Genomic DNA, 21,796 nt, shown 5'->3' with positions numbered 1-21,796 from the left:
CGGCTTTCCTGCCCCTGCCGCCTGCGTGAACCTACTTGGCCGGCGGCGTGGTCTTCTTCGCGGTGGTGGTCTTGCGGGCCGGAGCCTTCTTCGCCGCGGTCTTCTTCGCCGGGGTGGACTCGGCGGAGGCCTCGGCGGGCTTCTCGTCGTCCTTGACCTCGACGGGCTCCGCCTTCGGCTCGACGGCGACGGCCAGCTCCTCGATCTCCTCGGCCGCCTCGCCGCGCCAGGCCTTCACGGTCTCCTCGCCGTGCTCGGCGACCTTCTCGTAGGCCTCCCGGGCCTTCACGGCGTACTCGGCGGCGACGCCGACACCGCGCAGGGCGAAGTCCTGGGCGGACTCACCGATCTTCTTCAGGTCGGTGTCGAGGGTGCCGAGGATCTCCGTCACCTTGGCCTGGAAGGTCTCCTGCGCCTCCTTGGCGCGAGCGGTGGCCTTCTCCTGGACGGCGGTCGGGTCGATGCTGCGGACGCTCTCGATGCGCGACGGCGCCTCGGTGCGGATCTGCTCGACGATGGCGGGCACCTTCTTGGCCTGCTGAACGGCCAGGTCGGCCGTGCCGGCCAGGAAGTAGAGCGGGGTCGGGTCGGTGGCAGCCTTGCGGATGTCGTCGGTGATCGCCATGGCGATGGTCCTCCCGGATTCGCTTGCGGTTGAGGGTTTTGGTGGTGCGCGGCGAGACCGCACTGTCCGCCGTGGTGCCGGTGCTACTGCTGGTGCTCGTACTGCTGCTGGTGCTCGTGCCGCGTGCGTACAGCGGTCACACCATGGGTGTTGCTCGTCAACTGGCTGTCTGCTGTGGATCGGCACCGCTGCCGTCGGCCGTGCGGGGGCCGCGTTCGGCGGTGTCCTCTGCGTCCGTCACATCCGTCACATCAGTCACGTCCGTCACATCGGTCACGTCCGTCGCGTCCGTGATCTCGAACCCGTTCTCCTTGCGGAAGGACTCGTAGATCTGGAGCAGCACCTGTTTCTGACGCTCGTTGAGCGTGGGATCGGCGAGGATGACGGCGCGCGTCTCCACCTCGTCCCGGTCCCGTTCCGCGTCGAGGATTCCGGCCCGCACGTACAGCGTCTCGGCGGAGATCCGCAGCGCCTTGGCGACCTGCTGGAGCACCTCCGCGCTCGGCTTGCGCAGCCCGCGCTCGATCTGGCTCAGGTACGGATTGGACACCCCGGCGGCGTCGGCGAGCTGCCGCAGCGACAGTTGCGCGGTGCGCCGCTGTTCGCGCAGATACTCACCGAGATTGCCGACGTTGAGCGATGCCATGGCTCCACCCTGCACCATCGTCGCTAACTATTGCAAGCATCTGCTTGCAAAAGTGCGCCACGCCACTCCGCCACCGAAGCGGTCGGCGTGAGCGAGGGCGAGATGGTGGCGGTCTCCGCCGCAGCCGGCGGCGTCGGCGGTATCGCCGTCCAGCCGCTACGCCGCGACCTGGAGGCCTTCCGCATCAACGCGTTCATCGACCTGCACGGCCCGTACTGTCTCGACCTCGCGATCGAGCTCGGCGTCCCGACTGCACGTATCAACACGATCACGAAGTGCTCAGCCCGACGAAAAGGACGAACCCGGCCCCATCGAAGAGATGGGGCCGGGTTCGCGCCTGCGCCTACTTGAGCGCCGTACCACCCGAGTTGCGATAGGCGATCGTCTTGCCGATCAGGTTTCCACCGTCGGTCTCGACCGATGTCTGTTCCCCGTGCCCCGCACCGAACAGCAGGCCGGCGATGTGCGCGTTCGCCACCTGGTCCATGTGCGCGAAGAACCAGTCCACCTTGTCGTCCTTGTAATGGTTGAGGGTGTTGTTCTGCGCCATGTTGCCGACGGGGATCTGCCACAAAACCACCGGCTTGCCCACGGAGTCGGCCATCGTCTTGTAGAACCCCAGCTGGGCAGTGGCCTTCTGGTCGGTCCAGAAGTTGTTGTAACCGCCGTGCTCCGGCTTCTCGTACCAGCCTGCATCGCGGTCCGACACATCGGCGACCAGGAAGTCGGCGTTCTGCGCCCCGAGGTTCGCGTAGTCCTTGGCGCACTTCTGTGTGTTGCTCTGCCAGTCCCAGCAGGAAAGGTGGAATCCCACGGTGGTGTTCGGCGCGTACCTGTGCGCCATCGTGATCAGGCAGCGGGAGAGTCCGGCGGCGCTGTTCTCCTGCGATCCGCAGTCCGTCGGATTGGCGGCCGAGACCTTCGCGGCAACCTGGTGCGGATCGCCGAGCGACCGGACGTAGCCCCAGAAATCAGGCTCGAGGTCGATCATGTTGTCCGAGTTGCCGATCTTCTGGAGGAAGAAGCGGTAGTCGTTCATGTACCGGGTGAGCAGGTCAACCCTGTTGATGGCCTCGACCTCGCCCGGACCGTCGCCCTGGCCTGCCAGATCCCCGAGGTCGCGCAACGAGTACCAGGTCCAGAAGAACTTCTGCGGGCGCGGGCTGCCCTTGTAGGTCGCCTTGGCCACTTGGCCGTTCCACCAGGTCACGTAATTGCCGGGCGGCGTGGTGCTGCCTTGCCAGCAGCCCCACCAGCTCTTCCACTCATCCTTGCATTTCGCCGCCGAATAGTAGTCCGACGAGGGCGCGGGCTGGCTGTGCACATAGGCGTATCGCACGTCGAACGGCGCGGCGTTCGCCGACTCGTCGGACATCGAGCCGCCGATGAGCACCTTGTTGCTACCCATGAAACGTGTGGTCGAGCTGTCGCCACCGGCCGCGGGAGACGACGTCGACGACGGGCGCGAGCTGCTCGGAGCCTGGCTCGGGGGAACACTGCCGCCCGTCGCGGTGGGCGTGGCGCTGGGCGTGGCGGTGCTGCCGGCGCTCCCGACCGGGACGAGTTGCCATTGCTGATTGGCGCCGCCCTTGTCGCTGTACTGGACGACGTCGCCCCCGTCAGCCTTGGAGGCGTTGTGGACCTCGACGGCCATGCCGCTGAAGCGATTGATCAAACGCACGTAGCCGTCCGACGACTTCGCCAGTTTGAACTGCTGGTTGGTGCCGTTCCGGTCGCTCCACTGCACGATTTCGGAGCCGGCGGTCTTCGACCAGTTGTGGTCGTCCAGCACCTTGCCGGAGTTCCGGTTCTGCAGCCGGTAGTAACCGTCACCCGCGTCGATGAACCGCCACTGCTGGTTGGCCCCGCCGTGACGGCCCCACTGCACCACCGCAGCGCCGTCCTTCGTGTCGAACTCGCGGCCATCCAGCACCTTGCCGCTGTTGCGGTTGACCAGCGTGTACCACGCCTTCGTATCCACGGGTCCCGCTGAGGCCGTGTTGACCACAACGACGGAGCCGGCCACGACAGCCATGACGATGGCCGCCCACACACTCCGACGCGCGAACAACCGACGGGCACGATGCATCACCTTCGGTCTCCCCGTGACGGCTGAGCGGGACGACCGGCGACTACCCCGGGCACGGTCACGCGGCACGGCGGCCGCCAGCGCGGTACGCCACCGATGACGTGGGCGGGCGTGTGACATGTCTGTGCTCTCTTTCAGCCATTGCATCTGACCGGACCACCTGGCCGGACAGCCCTGAGTGGTCCGAGAGGCCGGAAAGGTTGCCGAGCACATTGAAGATTCACAGATTTCTCTTTGTCCGGCCCTGGTGATCGAGTCCCGGGCAAGGCCGCACCGGGCCCGGACTCAGCAAGTGCAGCGCATCACACAGACAATCTCGGCCGCCCTGTCACATTCCTTCGCCGCCGCGGTTCATAGCAGCGGAACCAAGAGCATCGAAGACGAAGGAACTGGAGACCACCATGACCACCACCTCCCCCATCCTGGTGACCGGCGGCACGGGCACGCTCGGGAGCCATGTCGTCCCGCTGCTGCGGGAGTCGGGGCACGAGGTCCGGGTCCTCAGCCGGCACGACCGCGCCGCCGGCGACGGCGTGGAGTACGTGGCCGCCGATCTGCTCAAGGGCGAGGGGATCGAGCCCGCGCTGGAAGGCGTCGAGACCGTCCTGCACCTCGCGGGCGGCCCCAAGGGCGACGACGAGGCGACCCGGAACCTGGTGCGGGCCGCGTCCCGAGCCGGTGTCCGGCACCTGGTCTACATCTCGGTCATCGGCGCGGACACGATCCCGGTGAAGTGGCTCAGCTCCAAGCTGGCCGCCGAGCAGGCCGTGGCCGACTCCGGGATTCCGTGGACGACGCTGCGTGCCGCCCAGTTCCACGAACTGACTCTGAAGACGGTGCGGGGCATGGCGAAGCTGCCGGTGATACCCGTCCCCGGCGGCCTCCGGCTGGAGCCGGTCGACTCCCGCGAGGTGGCGGCCCGGCTGGTGGAACTCACCCTCGCCGGACCGGCCGGCCTCGTGCCCGACCTGGCCGGACCGACGGTGTACGACCTGGCCGAGCTGATCCGCGGCTACCTGAAGGCGAGCGGCAAGCGCCGCCCGAAGATGCCGGTGCGGCTGCCCGGAAAGGCCGGGCGCGCGTACCGCGCCGGCGAGAACCTGGCCGGCGCCGGGGCGACCAGGGGCAAGCTGAGCTGGGAGGACTTCCTCGCCGAGCACGTGGGCTGACCCGGCCCATGAAGTCGCTCTCGAGTCGCCCGCGGCTCACCAGGGCAGCGGGCGGCTGTGCACCACGTCCAGTCGGGACACCGCCCGCGTCAGGACCACATAGAGCCGGTGCAGTCCGCGCTCCTCGGCCTCCACCACGGTCGCCGGTTCCACGGCCACGACGTGGTCGTACTCAAGGCCCTTGGCGAGGGCCGCGGGCAACACCGTGACGCGGGCGCCCAGTTCGTCGGGCCCGGCGGCCTCGATGCCCGCGGCGCCGAGCGCCTCCCGCAGTCGTACGACATCGCAGTCGGCGGCGATGACCCCGACGGAGCCCTCGTGCGCGAGCGCGGCACGCACGGCGTCGACGGCCCCGGCGTGCAGGTCGGAAACCTCCCGGATCCTCAACTCCCCGTCCCGGCGCAGCGATCGGGCCGGCGGGACCACCACGTCCAGCCGCGCCAGCAGATGGTTGGCGAGTTCCACGACGGCGCCCGGCACCCGGAAACCGGTGGTCAACGGCACCACGGCGGCGTCCGGCTTGCCCAGGTGCCCGAGGAGTTCGACCCAGTCGCGCGCCGCCCACGCAGTGGTGCCCTGAGCGAGATCCCCGAGCACGGTCAGCGAGCCGAACGGTGCCCGGCGCGCGATCGCCCGGCACTCCATCGGCGACAGGTCCTGCGCCTCGTCGACGACCAAGTGGCCGTAGCCCGCCGGGTGTTCGATCAGTCCGGCGACCTCGTCGAGGAGGACGAGGTCGGCGGCCGACCACCGTGCCGACTTGTACGAGCGCGGCGGCTTCGCCCAGAGCAGCGCCTTCTGTTCGTCCGCGTCCAGCACTCCGTCCGCGCTCGCGGCGAGCGCCTCGGGGTCGGTGAACAGCTCGGCCACCACCTCCTCGGCACGGACCCGGGGCCACACCGCGTCGACGTACGCCCCGATCGCCCGCGACCGCGAGATCTTCTGCACCCAGGCGTTCGTACAGGACCCGGCGCGCCGTTCGGCCTGCGCCTGCACGTACCGCACGGCCCGCGTGCGGACGCGCTCCCGGCCGACGGCGTACGGCGGTTCTTCGGCCCGTACGTCGTCGACGATCCGCCGGAGTTCACTGCTGGGCACCCGCCAGTGGTACGAACCATCGGGCACCGCAAGGGAGTTGGCGGAGGCCGCCACCGGCGCGACCCGTGCGTACAGGGCCCGGCGCAGCACCTCGGCCATGCGGGCGTCGTGCTTGACGCCGGCCGCGCGCGGGTCGTCCTCGGCGCTCACCGGATGGCGGGCGATCTCGTCGCCGATCGTCGACTGCCGCACGCCGGTCTCGCCGAGGGCGGGCAGCACCTCCGCGATGTAGGAGAGGAAGGTGCGGTTGGGGCCGAGGATGAGCAGGCCCTTGCGGCGGATGCGCTGCGGGTGGGTGTAGAGGAGGTACGCGGCGCGGTGCAGCCCGACGGCCGTCTTGCCGGTGCCCGGGGCGCCCTGCACGCAGACGGAGGCGGCGAGTTCGGCGCGTACGAGGTCGTCCTGTTCGGGCTGGATGGTCGCGGCGATGTCACGCATCGGGCCTACGCGGGGCCGCTCGATCTCACCCGTGAGAATCCGGCTCTGGCCCGGCTCCTGACCGTGCCCCGGCTCCTGCCCGTACCCCTGCTCCTGTTCGTGCCCGATGTGCTCGTCCTCCAGGCCCGTGAGGTCGGCGGAGTCGCCGCGGCTGCCGGGTGCCCAGCCGAAGCGGCGGCGGACGGCGACGCCCTGTGGGTCGCGGGCGCTCGCCTGGTAGAAGGCGCGCGAGACGGGGGCGCGCCAGTCGACGACGAGGGGCGGGGCGGCGGGGTGCTCGCTGATGCGCAGCCGGCCGATGCGATAGCTCTGGCCGGCGTGCTCACGGTCCGCGCCGTTCTCGTCGAAGTCCAGAAAGTTCAACCGCCCGAAGAACAACGGGCCTTCGGGCAGTTCGCGCAGTTCCTTGGCCCGGCTGCGGAACTGGTAGCCGAGCACTTCGGCGTCGGCACCGGAGGCGGAGACGTCCTCGCCGGTGACGACCTGTTCCTCGGCGCCGTCGACCATGGCGGCGAGGGCGGCGCGGCAGGTGTCGTGGTAGGCGCGTTCCCGGGTGAGGGAGGAGGCGAGGTCGGAGTCGGGGTCGGGTGACGTCATTCCACCAAGACTACCGGAAAGCTTAACCGAGTAACATTTTTTACCGAGCCTCACTGATGTTCCCCGGGCGGCGCCCCCCTCAGGCGAACCGCGGCAACCCCGCTCCCAGCTGCGCGAACGCCCGCTCGGCCGCGGCCACCGCGTCGGCGCGGACCTCCTCCGCGCTCTCCCCCTCCGCGATCCGCCGCCAGTTCTCCAGGGCGAGCACCCGCTGCACGGCGATGATCTGGCAGGCGGCGAGCCGCGCGTCGAGGTCTCCGCCGAGGGCCTCGGCGAGCGCGGCCTCGGACCGCTCCACGTACGCATGCAGCCGCGCCGCCAGGGACGGGGTGCCGTAGAGCAGGCGGTGGAAGGCCAGGACGCCCGGGGCGTCGTTCAGCCCGGTGACCGGATCGCACCGCTCCAGCCCGTCGAGGAAGTTCCGCCGCAGCGCCGCCAGCGGGGCGGGACCGCTCGCCGCGACGCGGGCCGGTTCGTCCTCGTGGTCGGCGAAACGGTGCAGGACCAGGTCCTCCTTGGCCGGGAAGTACCGGAAGAGGGTCGGCTTGGAGATCTCGGCCACGGCGGCGACCTCCGCCACGGACACCGCGTCGAACCCCTTCTCCAGAAAGAGCCCGATCGCGATGTCGGACACCGCCTGATACATGCGCTGCTTCTTGCGCTCGCGCAGCCCGATCTCACCCATGCCCCGAGCCTACGCACCCGGCCGCACCGCACCTCACCGCGGCCGCCTCTTGACCTCAACCGGCCTTGAGGTCGAAGACTGCGCAGCGAGACGCCCGTACACACCTTTCGAGTTTCAATTCTCTGTGGAGTGATCCCATGCGAGCAGCACAGGTGAAGGATTTCGGCGGACCCGAGGTCCTGGTCGCGGTGGAGGTCCCGGACCCGGTGCCCGGCCCCGGCGAGGTCCTGATCGACGTGGCATACGCGGACACGATCTTCGTGGAGACCCAGATCCGGGCGGGCTGGGGCCGCGAGTTCTTCCCGGTGACTCCGCCGTACGTACCGGGCGGCGGCGTATCAGGAGTGGTCGGCGCGCTGGGCCCGGACGTACCGGCCGAGTGGCTGGGCCGCCGGGTCTCCGCGTTCGTGACGGGCAGCTACGCGGCGCGGGCCGTGGCCGCCGTCTCGGCCCTCACGGTCGTCCCGGACGCCCTCGACCTCCTCCCTGCCGCGGCCCTGGCCCACGACGGCGTCACCGCCACGGGCCTACTGGAACTGACCGACATCGGCCCGACGGACCGCGTCCTGATCCTCGGCGCCTCCGGCGGCATGGGCACACTGCTGGTCCAGCTCGCGCATGCCCGAGGCGCACATGTGGTGGGGGTGGCCCGGACCCCGGAAAAGCTGTCCCTCATAAGGGAGTTGGGCGCCGACGCCGCCATCGACTCCACGTCCCCCGACTGGCCCGACGCCGCCCGCACGGCCCTCGGCGGTTCCGCGGACGTGGTCCTGGACGGCGTGGGCGGCCAACTCGGCGCCTCCGCCTTCCCGTTGACCTCCGACGGCGGCCGCTTCTCGGCCCACGGCGCCCCCTCCGGCGGCTTCTCCCCCATCGACCCGGCCGAGGCCACCCAGCGCAACATCAAGCTCTTCGGCATCGCGGACGTCCAGTTCACCCCGGACGACCTCCGACGCTTCACATCCGAGGCCTTGGGAGAGGCCGCGGCGGGCCGACTGCGACCGGTGATCGGCGAGGTGTTCCCGCTGGAGCGGGCGGGGGATGCGCATGCGGCCATTGAGGGGCGGGGGGTGGTGGGGAAGGTGGTGCTGGGGGTGTGACGCCACGCTCAGGGACGTGCGGGCCGGCGCCAGGAGGGCGTCGGCGCCGCCGTGAGATTCCGCAGGCCTCCGTGCGGCAACGCGCGGGCCAGATAGGGGTTCGCCGTCGAGCGCACGGGCAGACCGAGTGAGGCTGTGGCCGCTGCCAGGGTCATCGCGTAGGAATTCACGGCCCTGCGGACGTTCGGGGCGTCGAGGCTGGCGCCCGTGACCAGGCGGTCGAGGTCGACGTAGGCGGAGCGGACGATCTCGATCCAGCGATAGACGAGCCAGTCCTGCTTCCAGTCCTTGGTCTGCGTGGCGGGCAGGCGCTGCTCCCAGCGGCGGAACATACGGTCGCGGATCTCGGGCCTGGTGGGCGTGAGATGCATGTGCCGGACCAGGTCGTACAGCGGATCACCGACCATCGCCATCTCCCAGTCGATGATCGTGAGCCCCAGGGCGTCGTTGCGCCGTACGAGGTTCCAGGGGTTCAGGTCGCCGTGCAGCAGGGCCGAATCTCGCGGGGTCACCCGGTGCCGGGACAGGATCTCCCTCAGCCGAAACGCGCCGGGCAGCCCCAGCACCTGGGCCAGCTGCTGGGATTCCTTGGCCAACCCCTGGACAAGCAGCACGAGTTGGTTGCTCAGCCACTCGTAGAAGCCCACGTCGCGGCCTCCGTCGAAGCCGCACTCCGTGGTCCAGTCGCCGGCCGTCGGGTCCACCGAGGCGTAGTCGACCCGGGTCAGTTCGCACAGCTGGTCGACCAGCCGGTCCGCTTCATGGGGCAGCAGACCGTTGACCGGGTGGTTCGGCGGCTGGTCACCCTCCTGCGGACCCACGTACGTGTGGATGGCGAACGGATCGTCCGTGTGGCTCACGCCCAGGGCGAGGACTCTCGGTGCCGTCACGGCGATCCCGGAGTTCTCGATGGCCCTGAGAACGGCGTGCTCGCTCAGATAGCCGCGCTCGCGGCGGCAGACCGATGCCACCTTGCGACGCACCACGACCGGAGAATCGATGCCCGGCACCCGCACGACCGAGTTGAGGTGCGCCGTCCCCTTGAAGACACGGTCGGCAGGGGCCGCCCCTTCGGCGATCAGGGCGGCGAGCACGGCCGTACGAGGGAAGTCGGGATGCTCGTCCAAACGCGGGTCCGGCTGCCAGGCAAGGACGTTGGCGCTCCTGCTGACGCCGGCCCGCCGGTCGTGCCGGGACGCCTGCCACCGGATGAGGACACGCTGCACGTCGGCCTCGTCCGGCACGTGTGCGAGCCTGAGAGGTTCGGCGGCGGCCCTGAGTGCGCTGCTCACGTCGGCCGTCGCCCGGTCCAGGCTCTGCTGGTCGAACGAATCCTCCAGGGACCTCGCCGCACGCATCACGTCCGGGTACACGGACTGGGCGCGCTCGAAGGCGACGTAATGACGCAGATCCCGCGCGAGCCCGTTCGCCGCCATGGGTCTGGTGTCCTGGATGGCCGCCGCCCAGGACTCGATCACCTCGTTCCACTGGATCTCCGGATACCGCATCCGGACGAGGTGCGTGGCGAGGTCGTGCAGCGGGTCGCCGTAGGTGGCGAGTTCCCAGTCCACGCAGATCAGGGGCGGCTCGCCACCGTAGGTGACGATCACGTTGTCCCGGTGGAGATCCGTGTGGAGGAGGCTGTACGGGCGCCGGGCCATGACGGGCACCCGCTCGGCCAGCCGGGTCAGGGCGTCATCGGGAATCCCCAGAGCGACGAACAGTCCGCCGAAGTCAGCCCAATTGGGCTGCCGGATCTGCCGGTCTGCGAGACGTGCGAGCGCTTGGAGAAAGCCCTGGCCGTCCCGGTCGTTGGGCGGCCAGCCGTCGGGCAACGGCGGTAACGCCTCTCGCCGTACCTGCGACATCTGTGCCAGCAGCCCGGCGAGTGCCTCGATCAGCAGGCTGTCGACGGGCTTGCCGTTCGGACAGATGTTGGAGAGCGGGACGCCTTCCACAAAGCTGTGCACGGCCGAGCCGCGGCGCCGGGCGAGGCACTGCGGCACATGGGGGAGGACTCCCCCGATGGCGTCGAGGATCTCCGCCTCGTGCTCCCAGGTCCGGATCACCACCGGCAGGGCCTCGGGCCTGCGGATCCGCACCGTCACGTTCGTGCCCGGCTCGCGTCCCACCCGCCGCGCCATCGCCTCCGTCAGGGGCAGCACGTAATTGCGGTTGTGATGACCACCGCTCATCACTCCGAGCTGTTTCGCCTGTCCCACGAACTCGTCGTAGGCATCATCGGCGGCACATCGTTCCCAAAAGGCGCGCCTGGGAACCGGAGGTGCGCCCACGGGCCACTCCTGAAACTTAGGTTGCGGCAAACCCTAGCGTCGCTACATACGGATGGCGTTTTGAGTTGGTCTCAATGAGATAACCGGAACCCTAGGCGCAAGGGTGCGTACAACTGCGGATTGACCGGAATTGCGTCAGGTTGCGAGCAGATTCCAGACGGACTCGAACCAGTCGCGACTTCTGGCGACGAAGACCGACCCGACGGATTCCGGATCACCGTCCTCGACGTAGTGCATGAGCGTGGCGCCGAGCCCCAGCACGTCGAGTACGTCGAGCGCCGTGCCGTCCTCCAGCGGGATGGGACGCTCGATCACCTCGTAGAAGCCCTGTAGTGCCTGGGTGCCGTTGAGCAGATAGAGCTTGAAGGGCGGCGCGAGCTCCACATGGCGGATCTGGAACTCGATTTCCGGGACCAGCTCCTGGACCTTCAGCTCCTGCAGGACGGCGCGCAGTGACGCGGTGTGTCTGCGGGTGATGGAGAGCGTCCTCTCCGGCACCCGTGGATCGTCCGGGGCATGCCTGGCCCGGGGGTAGGGCAGGCGCATGTCCTCGGCCGGCAGCAGCATGCGCAGAGCGATGCGCTCCGGCCCGATCTCCCCTGCCCTGATCCGGTCCGCCTGCACCCGGATCTGGGTGTCCAGCGTCTCGGACGTCAACGTGAAGATATCCAAGGCTACTTGAGGCTGCCTAAAAGCATCGCCGATGATCGACAGCAGCTGGGTGGAGCGACCCGCCCGCGGCTGCCTGGGCGTCACGGGCCGGATGCGCTGCGTCTGCTGGATCACGTTCTCGATCACGCGTGACCCGCTGCCCTGCCGGGATTCGATCCATCCTTCGTCGGCCAGTTCCTTCAGGACCCGCTGCACGGTGTCACGGGAGACCGCGAACTCCTCCGCCAGCGCCCGCTGAGCCGGCAGCTGGCCGCCCAGGGCGTAGGTGCCCTCCGCTATCCGGGAACGCAACGCTGCCGAGACGCGCAGGAACTCCTTGCCGCCACCGTCACCGCTTCGCTGTCCACCCACACCCCGACCGTACCTCTGCGCGCCGACAAGCAAACCGATTCCAGTCAAGCGAGCAGTCCAACCAGTTTGCCGGTTAAGGGATCAACCAGGCAGGGCAGACAACATTTACGTCAACCAGGCCAATTGGACGGGAAGTTGATCGCTTCACTGGAAGTGGAAGGGATGGGTGGGGATCATGGTCCAATTAGAGATGCTGATGGGAGTCCTCGAGTTCTTCCTGGGGCTCCAGGCGCAGGTGAAGGCCGGACTGTTGGGCGTGCTGTCGCTGACGGTGGCCTGCATCGCCCTACGGGCACGGCATACGCGTACGGCAGTGGGGGCGGCGGTCCTCTTCGTCATCCTGATGTCTCAGACGTGAGCTCTCAGGCCTGCCCCCGCACCGCCCGCAGAACCGGCTCCAGAGAGCTCACCACGTCCTCCGCCCCCGCCTCCCGCAGTGCCTTCTCCTTGCCCGCGTTACGCGCGTAGCCGAGGAACGGAACGCCGGCGCGCTGGGCGGCGACGAGGTCCGAGGGGGTGTCGCCGATCATCAGGGCGGTGGCGGGTGCGGCGCCCAGGGCGTTCAGGGCTCGGTTGAGGCAGTGAGGGTCGGGCTTGAGGTGGTGGAGGTCCTGGGTGCGGCCGTAGATGTTGGGGGCGAAGCAGTCGGTAAGGCCGCGGGTGGCGAGGTAACTGGCGGCCGTGCGGGCGGAGTTGTTGGTGGCGATGGCGAGGCGGGCGCCGACCGCGCTCCAGGTGCGTATCAGCGGGTCCGCATAAGGGGTGGGCATCGCGGAGACCACCGCCAGGAGTTCCTGCGTGGTGAGCCGCTCCTCCAGTTCGGTCACCAGGTCGCTGCGCGGACGGCGCCGGTCGACCGCGTGCAGGACGGCCATCGGGTCCGGGTGAACCCGCTCCTCCTCGGTCAGCAGTCCGCGCAGCCCCTGCCGGGCGAGCAACTCCACCAGGTCCCTCGCCACGTTCTCCGCCGAATGCATCGCGAACAGCCGGCAGATCGGTCCGTCGAAGTCAAAGACCACAAAGCGGGCACGTTTGATCACTTCCCGCAGGTTCTCTGTCTCCGGCTCCGTCCCTGTCGCCACGTGCTCAGTCGCCACTTGTTCAGTCTGCGCCGTATCAGGAGTCACTAGGAGAGTGTCAGGTCCGTGGTGATGGTTTCCCAGAGGGCGTTGAACCACTTCTGAGATTCCTCCACGAACGCGGCGTCCCGCTGGCCCGCCCGCTTCTCGAAGGAGAACAGCAGGGACTTGCCGCCGAGGGCGTCGTACATCTCCAGCATTCCGTCGCCCACCTCCTCCTCGCGCCTGGTCACCATGTAGTACGCGAAGAGCGCCTCCGCCTCGTTGAGCAGGTACAGCTTCATGGGCGGGGTGAAGGGCAGCGCGCGGAACGTCACGCGCACGTCGATGCCGTGGGAGTGGCGCAGCGCCTGGAGGTTGTGGCGCAGGACGTGGCCCTGGGCGTTGCGCTGGTCGAGCCAGCGCTTGTGGATCGGGTCGCGCTCGTCGGTGCCGTCCACCCGTGCCGGGAAGGCGAGGTCGATCTCGCGGCTGGGCAGCAGGATGCGTACGTCGATCGATTCGGGGCGGATGCGGCCCTCGTGGATCAGGCGGACCGGTTCGCCGAGCGCCAGCATCAGCGTCTCGGCGGTGAGGCACGCGGCGTCGATGCGGACGTGCTGGGACGCGAAGGCCTCGGCCAGCCGTGGTCCCAGCGCCACCATCGTCGGCTGCGGTTCCCCTCGTATGGGTGCCACGTCGGCGATGCGGGGCGGGCTTCCCTTGCTCACGTTGCTCAGCAGGCCGTCTTCCTGGAGGGCACGCAGGGCCTGGCGGACGGCGCCGCGCTCCACCCCGAACTCGTCGGCGAGTTCGGCCTGGGTGGGAAGCCGGTCCCCCGCCTTCAGGTCTCCGGTCCGGATCCGGTCCCGTAGGACATCGGCGATCTCCTGTGACGAGAGCCTTCTGCTGCCGTTCACTGCAACGTTCTCCTGGGTCACGACCAAACGGTACAACTCCCATCCATCTATGGGGAGTTGTTTGAAAGTTGTTTATGACTAGTAGCCAAGTGGGGACAACTTAATCAGAGTTGGTTGCCAACTTAGCCAAGTTGGCGGAAGTTTTGCCTCCGGAGGTACCACGCCGCCCATCGCCACCCGAATCACCGAACCAGGGGGAACCACCATGCCCGCCATCGCCCTCCTCTCCGCCGTCTTCGTCGTCGGCTTCGAGCAGATCGTGCAGTGGCAGTACGGCCCGACAGGCATCGTCGGACTGCTGCTGCTCAGCATCGGCATCAAGGCCAAGAGCCCGACATGCAGCTCCATCGGGGCGGTCGTCCTCGCCCTGACGGTCACGGGTCCCACCCTGTGATCTGCAGGTCCCACCCTGTGAACTGCGCGGATATGTCAACGCAAGGCCCGGGAGGCCTCAGCTCGTCAGGAAGAGTTCCGAGCTGATGGTCTCCCACAGCGCGTTGAACCACAGATGCGACTGCTCGACGAACGTGGTGTCCCGCAGCCCGATGCCCTGCGCGAAGGGGAACAGCATCGACTGCGTGCCCTCGGTGTCGTACATCTCCAGGTACTCGTGGTCGATCTCCTCGCCCCGCCGCGTGACCATGTAGTAGGCGAAGAGCGCCTCCGCCTCGCCCAGCAGGTACAACTTCACCGGCGGCGTGAACGGCAGCGCGCGGAACGTCACGCGCACGTCGATGCCGTGGGTGGAGCGCAGCGCCAGCAGGTTGTGCTTGAGGACCTGGCCCTGGGCGTTGCGCTGGGCCAGCCAGCGGCGCTGCAGCCGGTCGTCGTCGGTGTCGTCCACCCGCGCCGGGAAGGCGAGGTCGATGTCGCGGCCGGGCAGCAGGACCCGGACGTCGATCCTGGCCGGTTTTATTCGCCCCGAGTGAATCTGGCGCAACGGCTCACCCATCGCGAGCGTCAGCGAAACGCAGGTCAGGCAGAGGGCGTCGATCTCCACATGGGGTTTCGCGAAGGCGGCGGTGATCCGTGGCCCGAGCGCCACCATGGTGGGCTGCGGCGGGGCTTCCGGCCCGGTCAGGACCTTTCCCCAGTTCTGGGCGACGGTCGCGGGGCTGCCCTTGGACACGTTCACGAGCAGGTGCTCGGACTGCAGGATGCGCAGCGCCTGGCGCACCGCACCGCGCTCGACACCGAACTCGTCGGCCAGTTTCGCCTGCGTGGGCATGCGCTGGCCCGGCCGCAACTGACCGGACCTGATCCGGCTGCGCAGCTCATCGGCCACTTCGCGGTGCGACCGCGGCGGCCGTGGTGACCTGTTCCGCCCATTGACGGCGGCATGTTCCGGCTCCACAACCAAACACTACAACTTCCCGCCATCTTTGGGGACTTGATGGATAGGTGGTTATGAGTCGTCCCAACGCGGAGATAAGTAAGAGTGAGTTGGTAACCAACTTGAGCAACATGGTCAAACTTCCAAAGGGTTGGCCACCGTAGACAACTTTGTCGACCAGGTGAGCCAAGCCCAAGCGGGGGTTCGCCTCCCCGTCCCGAAGGAGGGACCGCATGCCGCTCATCGCCATCGCCGTCGCAGCCCTCGCCATTGGGTTCGAGCAGCTCATCCAGTGGAAGTACGGGCCGATGGGCATCATCGCGTTCGTCGCGCTGTCCATCGGCCTCAAGGCCAAGAACACCATGATCAGCGGCATCGGAGCTGTGATCCTCGTGATGCTGCTCGCCCAGTCCGGCTGACCGGGCCACCGCCTGGCAGTCCGGCTGGCCGGGCTCCCCTCCGGAGGGGAGCCGGGAGCTCGGCCAGTCCGCACCACCGCACCACCGCACAACAACTTCATCGCTACGGATACCAGCACCACCACCCACCCACCCGCACGGAGGGAGCGCCTCTCAGAAGATCCGGACCAGAAGATCCGGATCAGGACCGGATCAGGAGATCAGAAGATGTCCGGGCACCAAGGCCGCCTGGACGTGCGCAGCAGGGCGTCGGCAACGGAGGCGGCGCCCGCTCGTTCTTCCCGCACCCGGCCGAGCGCCGCGAGCCGCACCGCCGACTCGTCGCCCAGCCAAAGCGCCGCCAACTCGCCGACATCGAGGGTGAGTTCGGCGGCATCCTGCGTGCCCGGCACACACCGGGCCCCGTCCGGCCCCGCCGCGTCGAGCCGGTACCGCCCGGCGGACAGCCCGTCCCGGTCGGTCACCTCCAGCACCAGACTCCCCGACCCCTCGTACGTACGCGCCTCCATCGCCCGTACGACATCCAGGATCCGCACCCACAGCCAGTCCGCCTGCGAGGTGATCCTGGCGGCGCGCGGGTCGGGCAGGAAGTGCGGCAGCAGATCGTCGGGAGCGCGCCAGCCGGACTTGACCCGGACGATCCAGTCGATCGAGCACAGGTACTGCCACAGGGCGCGCTCGGCGGCCGGGGTCACCGCGATGAGGTCCTTCACGGTCGCCGTGTTCAACGGCTGCTTGGCGTCACCCCAGTTGTCGTCGCACGTGTACGTGACCAGGCCCTGCACCTCGCCGCCCGCCGCGCGGTACACCGCGTAGAAGGGCTCCGTCCACGGGGCGCGGTCCAGCCTCAGCGCACCCGTGTTGACCTGCCACCAGCGTTCGTCACGGTCGACCGCGCCCGGCTGCTCGCGCCGGAGCCGCTCGTGCAGCTCGGGGCCGATCTTGCGGACGTCCGCGCCGTCCACGAGGTCGAGGCGCCCGCCGTCCGCCGGGCCCGACCAGCGGGGGTCCAGGCCTGTACGGGGTACGTCGACGGTCCACTCGGTGGCCTGGGTGACGGGGCCGAAGCCGAAGCGGCCGTAGATCGGGTACTCGGCGGCGATCAGCGTCGCGACGACGTCGCCGCGCTCCTTCGCCGCGGCCAGGTCCTGGCTCATCATGCGGCTGAGGAGGCCGCGGCGGCGGTGCGTGGCGGTGACCGTGACGTTCGAGATGGCGTCCGCGGGGACAGAGCGCCCGCCGACCACGGTGAGCTGCTGCGGGAACGACCTGAAGGTCGCGACGCAGCCGTCGCTCTCGAATGCACCGAGAGTGCGGGCCGGGATGATGTACGAGCTCCGGTCCGCGATCTCCCGCTCCGACACCTCCGGGGCCCTCAGGAACCCGGTGTTCAGTGCCCTGATCCAGTCCGGGACCTCGGCGTCGGTGATGGGGCGTACGTCGATGTCCTTGACGTCCTCACGGTGGCTCATGGGACCACGCTAGGTGTACGGGGCTGGGGGCGTCGCGGGGTTTTCCTCGCCCCCTCCGCCCCTGCCCTTCCCGTGTTCTGGGGGCTGCGCCCCCTTTCCCCCCTTGTCGCGCTTGCGCGCTCGTCCTCAAACGCCGGACGGGCTAAGACCCCTCAGAACGCCGCCCGTATCTCCCCCACCTCGCGTCCCCCGCCCAGCAGCGGAGACCTCCCGATCCGGCCCACCACCGGTGCCTCCACGCCCAACAACGCAAGCCCCCGTGCCAGCACCGGGCCCAACGCCCGCCCCGCCCCGTCGTCGATCTTGAAGGCGAGGGCTCGGCCGTCGGGGAGGGCGATGGCCTGGACGGCTTCCGCGCCCATCTTGGAGAGGGTGCCCGGGACCTCGCGCATGAGCCAGGTGTCGGGGCGCCGGGTGCCGGCGACGTACTCGGGGTGGGCCCGCATCGCGTCGGCGACCCGACGCTCGGCGGAGCCCTCCTCGGCCAGGACGAAGGAGCGGAAGGCGCGGGCCAGGCCCGTCAGGGTGATCGCCATCAGCGGGGCGCCGCAGCCGTCCGTGCCGACCGCCGCCACCGGCTCCCCCGCCGCCTCCTCGACCACGGTGTGGATGAGCTGCTGGAGCGGGTGCCCGGGGTCGAGGTAGGAGTCCAGCGGCCAGCCGCGCAGCGCGCACACCGCGAGCATCGCCGTGTGCTTGCCGGAGCAGTTCATGGTCACCCGGTCGCGGACGCCGCCCGAGGCGAGGTACGTCTCGGCCTCCACCGCGTCCAGCGGCAGATCCTCCGGGCACTGGAGCTGGTCGGCCGTCAGCCCGTACTCGGTCAGCATCTTCTGGACCAGGTCGCGGTGGAAGATCTCACCGGAGTGGCTGGCGGCGGCGAGGGCCAGCCGCTCCCCGCTCAGTTCGAGTCCGGCCCGCAGGACGCCCGCCGCCTGCATGGGCTTGTTGGAGGAGCGCGGGAAGACCGGCGCGGTCACGTCCCCGAGCGCCAGGTCGACCGATCCGTCGGCGGCCAGCAGCACCAGGCTGCCCCGGTGACGGCCCTCGACGAAGCCGGACCGTACGACCTCGGCGAGGACGGGAGCCACGGAGGGCACAGGGGATATGGCGGGGTCAGCGAGGGCGGCGGACATCGGCGGTGGCCTTCCGGGACGGGCGGTACGGGGACGCTGGCGGGTGACGACCGCCCCCGCGGCGACGACCGGAACCCGTGACCCGGAGGACCCCGGTCGGGGCCCCGGATCACGCCGGTCGTCGGGCGCCCGGGATCACCGGGGCCACCGCGTCACATGAGCAGGTCGTCCACTTGTGCTTCCCCTTCACGGTACCTGCGCGCGATCTCTGCACTGCAATCGTCTGCCGTGCGCTGCAGCACCTGGCGCCTCCGGGACACCCGCTGCTCGTAGCGCACCAGCCGGCCCATCCCGGCGCCGAGCTCGTCGTCCGTACGGGCCTCCAGGTCGGACAGCTCCACCTCGCCGAGCATGTCCGCCGCCAGCCGCCGGTACTCCTCCCCGTACGGGGTGCCCACCGTCACATGCCGGGCCGACTGACGATGCCGGGCGGGCGCGTCCGTGAGGATTTCCGGGAGCCGCTCCATGACCCCGGCCGGCGCCGCCAGGCCCCCGCGGCGCGCCAGCTCGGCCCGCAGGATGTCGATACGCCCCTGGAGGAGCCGTCGCAGATAGCTGAGGTCGGCCTCGTCCCGCTGCGCGTCGCGGCGCAGCGTCCGCAGCTCGGGCAGCCGCAGCACCGCAAGGTCGTGGACGGGCGGCTCCGGCGCGAGCAGCGCGCTTTCGGCGCGCTGCGCCGGCGGCCGAACCGCGACCCCGGGCGGCTGCTGCCCGGTACTCGGTGTGCTCATGTGCCTCTACCGTCCCCTCGACCGGCGCGGTCCACCCCACGGATGCACCGCAACACCCCGCATGGTGCCACCCCAAGTGGTCGCTATGTGACCGAGTGCCCCCGATCGGCCCCAGATGGGGGGTTCGGGACCCCGGAAATCACGCGAAGGGCCCGCACGGCAGTTGCGCCGGAGTGGCACGGCATGATGGTGCCCATGCGTGCGGTGGTGCAGAGAGTGGACGGCGCGAGCGTCGTCGTCGAAGAAGAAGGTGCGGACCGCAGGTCCTCGGTTGAGGGTGGTGGCGGGCGACGGGCGGGCGAGACGGTCGGCGAGATCAGCGGCGAGGGCCTGTGCGTCCTCGTCGGGGTGACGCACGACGACACCAAGGAGAAGGCGGCCCAACTGGCCCGCAAGCTCTGGTCCATTCGGATGCTGCCGGACGAGAAGTCGTGCAGCGACATCGACGCCCCGCTGCTCGTCATCAGCCAGTTCACGCTCTACGGCGACGCCCGCAAGGGCCGCCGCCCCACCTGGAACGCGGCCGCCCCCGGCGACGTCGCCGAGCCCCTGGTGGACGAGGTGGTCGCCCAACTCCGCTCGCTGGGCGCCACGGTGGCGACGGGCCGGTTCGGCGCGCAGATGCGCGTCTCACTGACGAACGACGGCCCGTTCACCGTCATCGTGGAAATCTAGAGATCCAGAAACCTGATCCAGAGATCCAGAAACCTCCGGGGATCCAGCGAGCCTCTAGGGTTCTACGACCGTCTCCTGAGCCGCAGCCGTCGCGTCGGCCATCAGCCGCGCGTCCACGGCCACGTTCCGCTTGACCAGGGCCAGTGCGATCGGTCCGAGTTCGTGGTGGCGTACGGAGGTGGTGATGAAACCGACCTTGCGGCCGTCGGGGCCCTCGTCCGCGAGGCGCAGTTCCGTGCCGTGCGGCGGCAGATGGACCTCGCTGCCGTCGAGGTGCAGGAAGACGAGGCGGCGCGGCGGCTTGCCCAGGTTCTGCACGCGGGCGACGGTCTCCTGCCCCCGGTAGCAGCCCTTCTGGAGGTGAACGGCCGTGCCGATCCAGCCCAGTTCGTGCGGAATGGTGCGGTGGTCGGTCTCGAAGCCGAGCCGCGGCTGGTGGTTCTCGACGCGCAGGGCCTCGTAGGCGAGGATCCCGGCCGCGGGACCGGCCTTCTCCGCGTACGACTCCAGGTCCGCGCGCGGCAGGAACAGATCGCGGCCGTACGCCGTCTCCCGTACGACGGCGCCGCCTGGGACCTCGGCGATCGAACCGGCCGGCAGGTGCACGACCGCGAACTCGTCGGTGCGGTCGGCGACTTCGACGCGGTAGAAGAACTTCATCGACTCCAGGTAGGCGATCAGCGCCTCCTGGGTGCCGGGTTCGGTGTGCATCCACACCGTGGCGCCGTCGTCGACGAGGTACAGCGCGTGCTCGATGTGGCCGTGCGCGGAGAGGATCAGCGCTTCGGTGGCGACGCCCGCCGGGAGGTCGGTGACGTGCTGGGTGAGCAGCAGGTGCAGCCAGCTCAGCCGGTCGTCGCCGGTGACCGCCACGACACCGCGGTGCGAGAGGTCCACGAATCCGGTGCCGTCGGCGAGGGAGCGCTGCTCGCGGAACAGATCGCCGTAGTGGGCGGCGACGCCTTCGTCCACGCCCTCGGCGGGAACGGCGCCGGGCAGGGACAGCAGAGGACTCTTCATGTGCCTAAGCCTACGACTCGGTAGTTGAATTCTTCAGCGAGCTCTTGAGGGTGCAGTCCTTGCACCGCCCGAAGATCGCGAAGTGCTTCATGTCGGTGTCGAAGCCGAACGTGTCGCGCAGCTGCGCCCGGAAGTCGTCGGCCACGGCGACATCGGCCTCGATGACGTTCGTGCAGTCCCGGCACACCAGGTGGATGTGGTGGTGCCGGTCGGCCAGGTGGTACGTCGGCGCCCCGTGCCCGAGGTGGGCATGGCTGACCAGACCGAGCTCCTCCAGAAGCTCCAACGTCCGGTAGACCGTCGAGATGTTCACACCCGACGCCGTTTTGCGCACTTCGACCAGGATGTCGTCCGGGGTCGCGTGCTCCAGCGTGTCCACGGCTTCGAGCACAAGCTGCCGCTGCGGAGTCAGCCGGTAACCGCGCTGCCGCAGATCGCTCTTCCAGTCGGTGCTCACCACGCCGCCCAGTCTAGGACGCGCGGACGCCGACGGTGGAAACAGGTGTGGGGCCGGTCACTCCAGCAGAGTCACCGGCCCCACATCGATGCGTCGTGAACGCGAAGCCCTACTTGAAGAACGCGATCCCGTCGTCCGGCATGTCGTCGGGGAGGGCCTTGGCCCAGCGCTCGACGTCGTCCGGGGTGACGACCTTCTTCAGGTGCGCCGACATGTAGGGGCGCAGCTCGACGTCGGGGGTCTGCTTCTCGCCGACCCACATGAGGTCGCTCTTCACGTACCCGTACAGCCGCTTGCCACCGCTGTACGGAGCGGCCGCGGCCGTCCGCGCGACGGCGTCCGTGACCAGGTCGATCTGAGGCTTCTTGTCGGCCAGGTCGCCGTACCAGATCTCCACGACACCGTCGTCGCGGATCATGACGACCTCGACCTTGCGGTTGCCGTCGATCCGCCAGAAGCCGGACTCGGTCTCCAGCGGCCTGACCTTGTTCCCCTCGGCGTCGAGCACCCAGGTACGCGAGTGGTACTCCAGGAAGTCCCGGCCGTCGTGGCTGAAGGTGACCTCCTGCCCGAAGTTGCACTTCTCGGAGCCCGGGAAGTCGTACACCCCGGCACCGGCCCAGTCGCCGAGCAGGAAGACGAGGGGGACCAGGTCCTTGTGGAGGTCGGACGGGATCTCGATCATGGCGTCGGCAGTTCCTTGATGGGGGTCAGTGCTGGCCCTGGTACAGCTTCTTCACGGTCAGACCGGCGAAGGCGAGAACGCCGACGCAGACCAGGACCAGCAGGGTTTCGAAGAAGATCTCCACGG

Annotated in this window: 23 protein-coding genes; 7 read left to right on the top strand and 16 right to left on the bottom strand. The window is 69.3% G+C overall.

Going from position 1 to position 21,796, the window contains the following annotated elements; all coding sequences use genetic code 11:
- Positions 1 to 31: 31 nt before the first annotated feature.
- Both AB5J56_RS24565 and AB5J56_RS24560 read right to left on the bottom strand, forming a co-directional pair.
- Positions 32 to 625 (bottom strand): hypothetical protein, encoded by a 594-nt coding sequence (locus AB5J56_RS24565; protein ID WP_369234987.1) that lies wholly within the window; start codon positions 623 to 625, stop codon positions 32 to 34.
- 157 nt (positions 626 to 782) lie between these two features.
- On the bottom strand, positions 783 to 1,271 hold the full coding sequence (locus AB5J56_RS24560) for a helix-turn-helix domain-containing protein (RefSeq protein ID WP_369234985.1): 489 nt from the start codon (positions 1,269 to 1,271) through the stop codon (positions 783 to 785).
- Positions 1,272 to 1,358: 87 nt separating this feature from the next.
- Between AB5J56_RS24560 and AB5J56_RS24555 the strand changes: the two genes are divergently transcribed.
- The gene (locus AB5J56_RS24555) at positions 1,359 to 1,622 is read left to right on the top strand and encodes a hypothetical protein (RefSeq protein WP_369234983.1); all 264 of its coding nucleotides are present in this window, start codon (positions 1,359 to 1,361) and stop codon (positions 1,620 to 1,622) included.
- Here the strand turns inward: AB5J56_RS24555 and AB5J56_RS24550 are convergent.
- Positions 1,615 to 3,360: an RICIN domain-containing protein gene (locus AB5J56_RS24550; RefSeq protein WP_369242745.1), complete on the bottom strand. Its 1,746-nt coding sequence runs from the start codon at positions 3,358 to 3,360 to the stop codon at positions 1,615 to 1,617. The two genes, AB5J56_RS24555 and AB5J56_RS24550, sit on opposite strands and share 8 nt — an antisense overlap.
- A gap of 401 nt (positions 3,361 to 3,761) precedes the next feature.
- Here AB5J56_RS24550 and AB5J56_RS24545 point away from each other — a divergent pair, with 401 nt between their 5' ends.
- Positions 3,762 to 4,529 carry an SDR family oxidoreductase gene (locus tag AB5J56_RS24545; protein ID WP_369234981.1) on the top strand — a complete coding sequence of 256 codons (768 nt, stop codon included), beginning with the start codon at positions 3,762 to 3,764 and terminating at the stop codon, positions 4,527 to 4,529.
- A 36-nt stretch (positions 4,530 to 4,565) separates the two neighbouring features.
- On the opposite strand, the gene AB5J56_RS24540 is transcribed toward AB5J56_RS24545, so the two are convergent.
- Both AB5J56_RS24540 and AB5J56_RS24535 read right to left on the bottom strand, forming a co-directional pair.
- Entirely contained in the window at positions 4,566 to 6,662 is a 2,097-nt protein-coding gene (locus AB5J56_RS24540; RefSeq protein ID WP_369234979.1) for an AAA family ATPase, read from the bottom strand.
- 79 nt (positions 6,663 to 6,741) lie between these two features.
- Positions 6,742 to 7,347, bottom strand: coding sequence for a TetR family transcriptional regulator (locus AB5J56_RS24535; protein ID WP_369234977.1), 606 nt, complete (start codon positions 7,345 to 7,347; stop codon positions 6,742 to 6,744).
- A gap of 137 nt (positions 7,348 to 7,484) precedes the next feature.
- Between AB5J56_RS24535 and AB5J56_RS24530 the strand changes: the two genes are divergently transcribed.
- On the top strand, positions 7,485 to 8,447 hold the full coding sequence (locus AB5J56_RS24530) for a zinc-binding dehydrogenase (RefSeq protein WP_369234975.1): 963 nt from the start codon (positions 7,485 to 7,487) through the stop codon (positions 8,445 to 8,447).
- 8 nt (positions 8,448 to 8,455) lie between these two features.
- On the opposite strand, the gene AB5J56_RS24525 is transcribed toward AB5J56_RS24530, so the two are convergent.
- Together AB5J56_RS24525 and AB5J56_RS24520 are read right to left on the bottom strand one after the other, a co-directional pair.
- Positions 8,456 to 10,642, bottom strand: a complete 2,187-nt coding sequence (locus tag AB5J56_RS24525) for an aminoglycoside phosphotransferase family protein (RefSeq protein ID WP_369242743.1) — start codon at positions 10,640 to 10,642, stop codon at positions 8,456 to 8,458.
- Between the two features lie 234 nt (positions 10,643 to 10,876).
- The gene (locus AB5J56_RS24520) at positions 10,877 to 11,764 is read right to left on the bottom strand and encodes a GntR family transcriptional regulator (RefSeq protein WP_369234973.1); all 888 of its coding nucleotides are present in this window, start codon (positions 11,762 to 11,764) and stop codon (positions 10,877 to 10,879) included.
- Between the two features lie 175 nt (positions 11,765 to 11,939).
- Between AB5J56_RS24520 and AB5J56_RS24515 the strand changes: the two genes are divergently transcribed.
- Positions 11,940 to 12,122 carry a hypothetical protein gene (locus AB5J56_RS24515; protein WP_369234971.1) on the top strand — a complete coding sequence of 61 codons (183 nt, stop codon included), beginning with the start codon at positions 11,940 to 11,942 and terminating at the stop codon, positions 12,120 to 12,122.
- Positions 12,123 to 12,126: 4 nt separating this feature from the next.
- Here AB5J56_RS24515 and AB5J56_RS24510 read toward each other — a convergent pair whose 3' ends face one another.
- Both AB5J56_RS24510 and AB5J56_RS24505 read right to left on the bottom strand, forming a co-directional pair.
- A complete protein-coding gene (locus AB5J56_RS24510; RefSeq protein WP_369234969.1) occupies positions 12,127 to 12,861 on the bottom strand; it encodes an HAD family hydrolase in 735 nt (244 codons plus the stop codon).
- A gap of 29 nt (positions 12,862 to 12,890) precedes the next feature.
- Positions 12,891 to 13,769, bottom strand: coding sequence for a winged helix-turn-helix domain-containing protein (locus AB5J56_RS24505; RefSeq protein ID WP_369234967.1), 879 nt, complete (start codon positions 13,767 to 13,769; stop codon positions 12,891 to 12,893).
- A 178-nt stretch (positions 13,770 to 13,947) separates the two neighbouring features.
- Between AB5J56_RS24505 and AB5J56_RS24500 the strand changes: the two genes are divergently transcribed.
- Positions 13,948 to 14,136 carry a hypothetical protein gene (locus tag AB5J56_RS24500; protein WP_369234965.1) on the top strand — a complete coding sequence of 63 codons (189 nt, stop codon included), beginning with the start codon at positions 13,948 to 13,950 and terminating at the stop codon, positions 14,134 to 14,136.
- Between the two features lie 57 nt (positions 14,137 to 14,193).
- On the opposite strand, the gene AB5J56_RS24495 is transcribed toward AB5J56_RS24500, so the two are convergent.
- A complete protein-coding gene (locus tag AB5J56_RS24495; RefSeq protein WP_369234963.1) occupies positions 14,194 to 15,102 on the bottom strand; it encodes a winged helix-turn-helix domain-containing protein in 909 nt (302 codons plus the stop codon).
- 206 nt (positions 15,103 to 15,308) lie between these two features.
- Between AB5J56_RS24495 and AB5J56_RS24490 the strand changes: the two genes are divergently transcribed.
- Positions 15,309 to 15,494 carry a hypothetical protein gene (locus AB5J56_RS24490; protein WP_369234961.1) on the top strand — a complete coding sequence of 62 codons (186 nt, stop codon included), beginning with the start codon at positions 15,309 to 15,311 and terminating at the stop codon, positions 15,492 to 15,494.
- Positions 15,495 to 15,694: 200 nt separating this feature from the next.
- On the opposite strand, the gene AB5J56_RS24485 is transcribed toward AB5J56_RS24490, so the two are convergent.
- From AB5J56_RS24485 to AB5J56_RS24475, 3 genes are all read right to left on the bottom strand, one after another.
- A complete protein-coding gene (locus AB5J56_RS24485; RefSeq protein ID WP_369234959.1) occupies positions 15,695 to 16,966 on the bottom strand; it encodes a GNAT family N-acetyltransferase in 1,272 nt (423 codons plus the stop codon).
- A gap of 152 nt (positions 16,967 to 17,118) precedes the next feature.
- Positions 17,119 to 18,102 (bottom strand): asparaginase, encoded by a 984-nt coding sequence (locus AB5J56_RS24480; protein WP_369234957.1) that lies wholly within the window; start codon positions 18,100 to 18,102, stop codon positions 17,119 to 17,121.
- A gap of 152 nt (positions 18,103 to 18,254) precedes the next feature.
- Positions 18,255 to 18,833: an AmfC protein gene (locus AB5J56_RS24475; protein WP_369234955.1), complete on the bottom strand. Its 579-nt coding sequence runs from the start codon at positions 18,831 to 18,833 to the stop codon at positions 18,255 to 18,257.
- 195 nt (positions 18,834 to 19,028) lie between these two features.
- Here AB5J56_RS24475 and dtd point away from each other — a divergent pair, with 195 nt between their 5' ends.
- Positions 19,029 to 19,508, top strand: coding sequence for a D-aminoacyl-tRNA deacylase (dtd, locus tag AB5J56_RS24470; RefSeq protein WP_369234953.1), 480 nt, complete (start codon positions 19,029 to 19,031; stop codon positions 19,506 to 19,508).
- A gap of 54 nt (positions 19,509 to 19,562) precedes the next feature.
- Here the strand turns inward: dtd and AB5J56_RS24465 are convergent, their stop codons facing one another.
- The 3 genes from AB5J56_RS24465 to AB5J56_RS24455 all read right to left on the bottom strand — a co-directional run bounded on the left by AB5J56_RS24465 (position 19,563) and on the right by AB5J56_RS24455 (position 21,670).
- Positions 19,563 to 20,528: a folate-binding protein YgfZ gene (locus AB5J56_RS24465; RefSeq protein WP_369234951.1), complete on the bottom strand. Its 966-nt coding sequence runs from the start codon at positions 20,526 to 20,528 to the stop codon at positions 19,563 to 19,565.
- Between the two features lie 10 nt (positions 20,529 to 20,538).
- Positions 20,539 to 20,988, bottom strand: coding sequence for a Fur family transcriptional regulator (locus tag AB5J56_RS24460; protein WP_369234949.1), 450 nt, complete (start codon positions 20,986 to 20,988; stop codon positions 20,539 to 20,541).
- Positions 20,989 to 21,094: 106 nt separating this feature from the next.
- Positions 21,095 to 21,670 (bottom strand): FABP family protein, encoded by a 576-nt coding sequence (locus AB5J56_RS24455; RefSeq protein WP_369234947.1) that lies wholly within the window; start codon positions 21,668 to 21,670, stop codon positions 21,095 to 21,097.
- Positions 21,671 to 21,796 lie beyond the last annotated feature (126 nt).

The sequence above is a fragment of the Streptomyces sp. R21 genome, assembly GCF_041051975.1.
Lineage (GTDB): Bacteria > Actinomycetota > Actinomycetes > Streptomycetales > Streptomycetaceae > Streptomyces.
The sequence above is the reverse complement of the archived record's forward strand: the minus strand, read 5'-3'. Positions and strand labels throughout refer to the sequence as shown.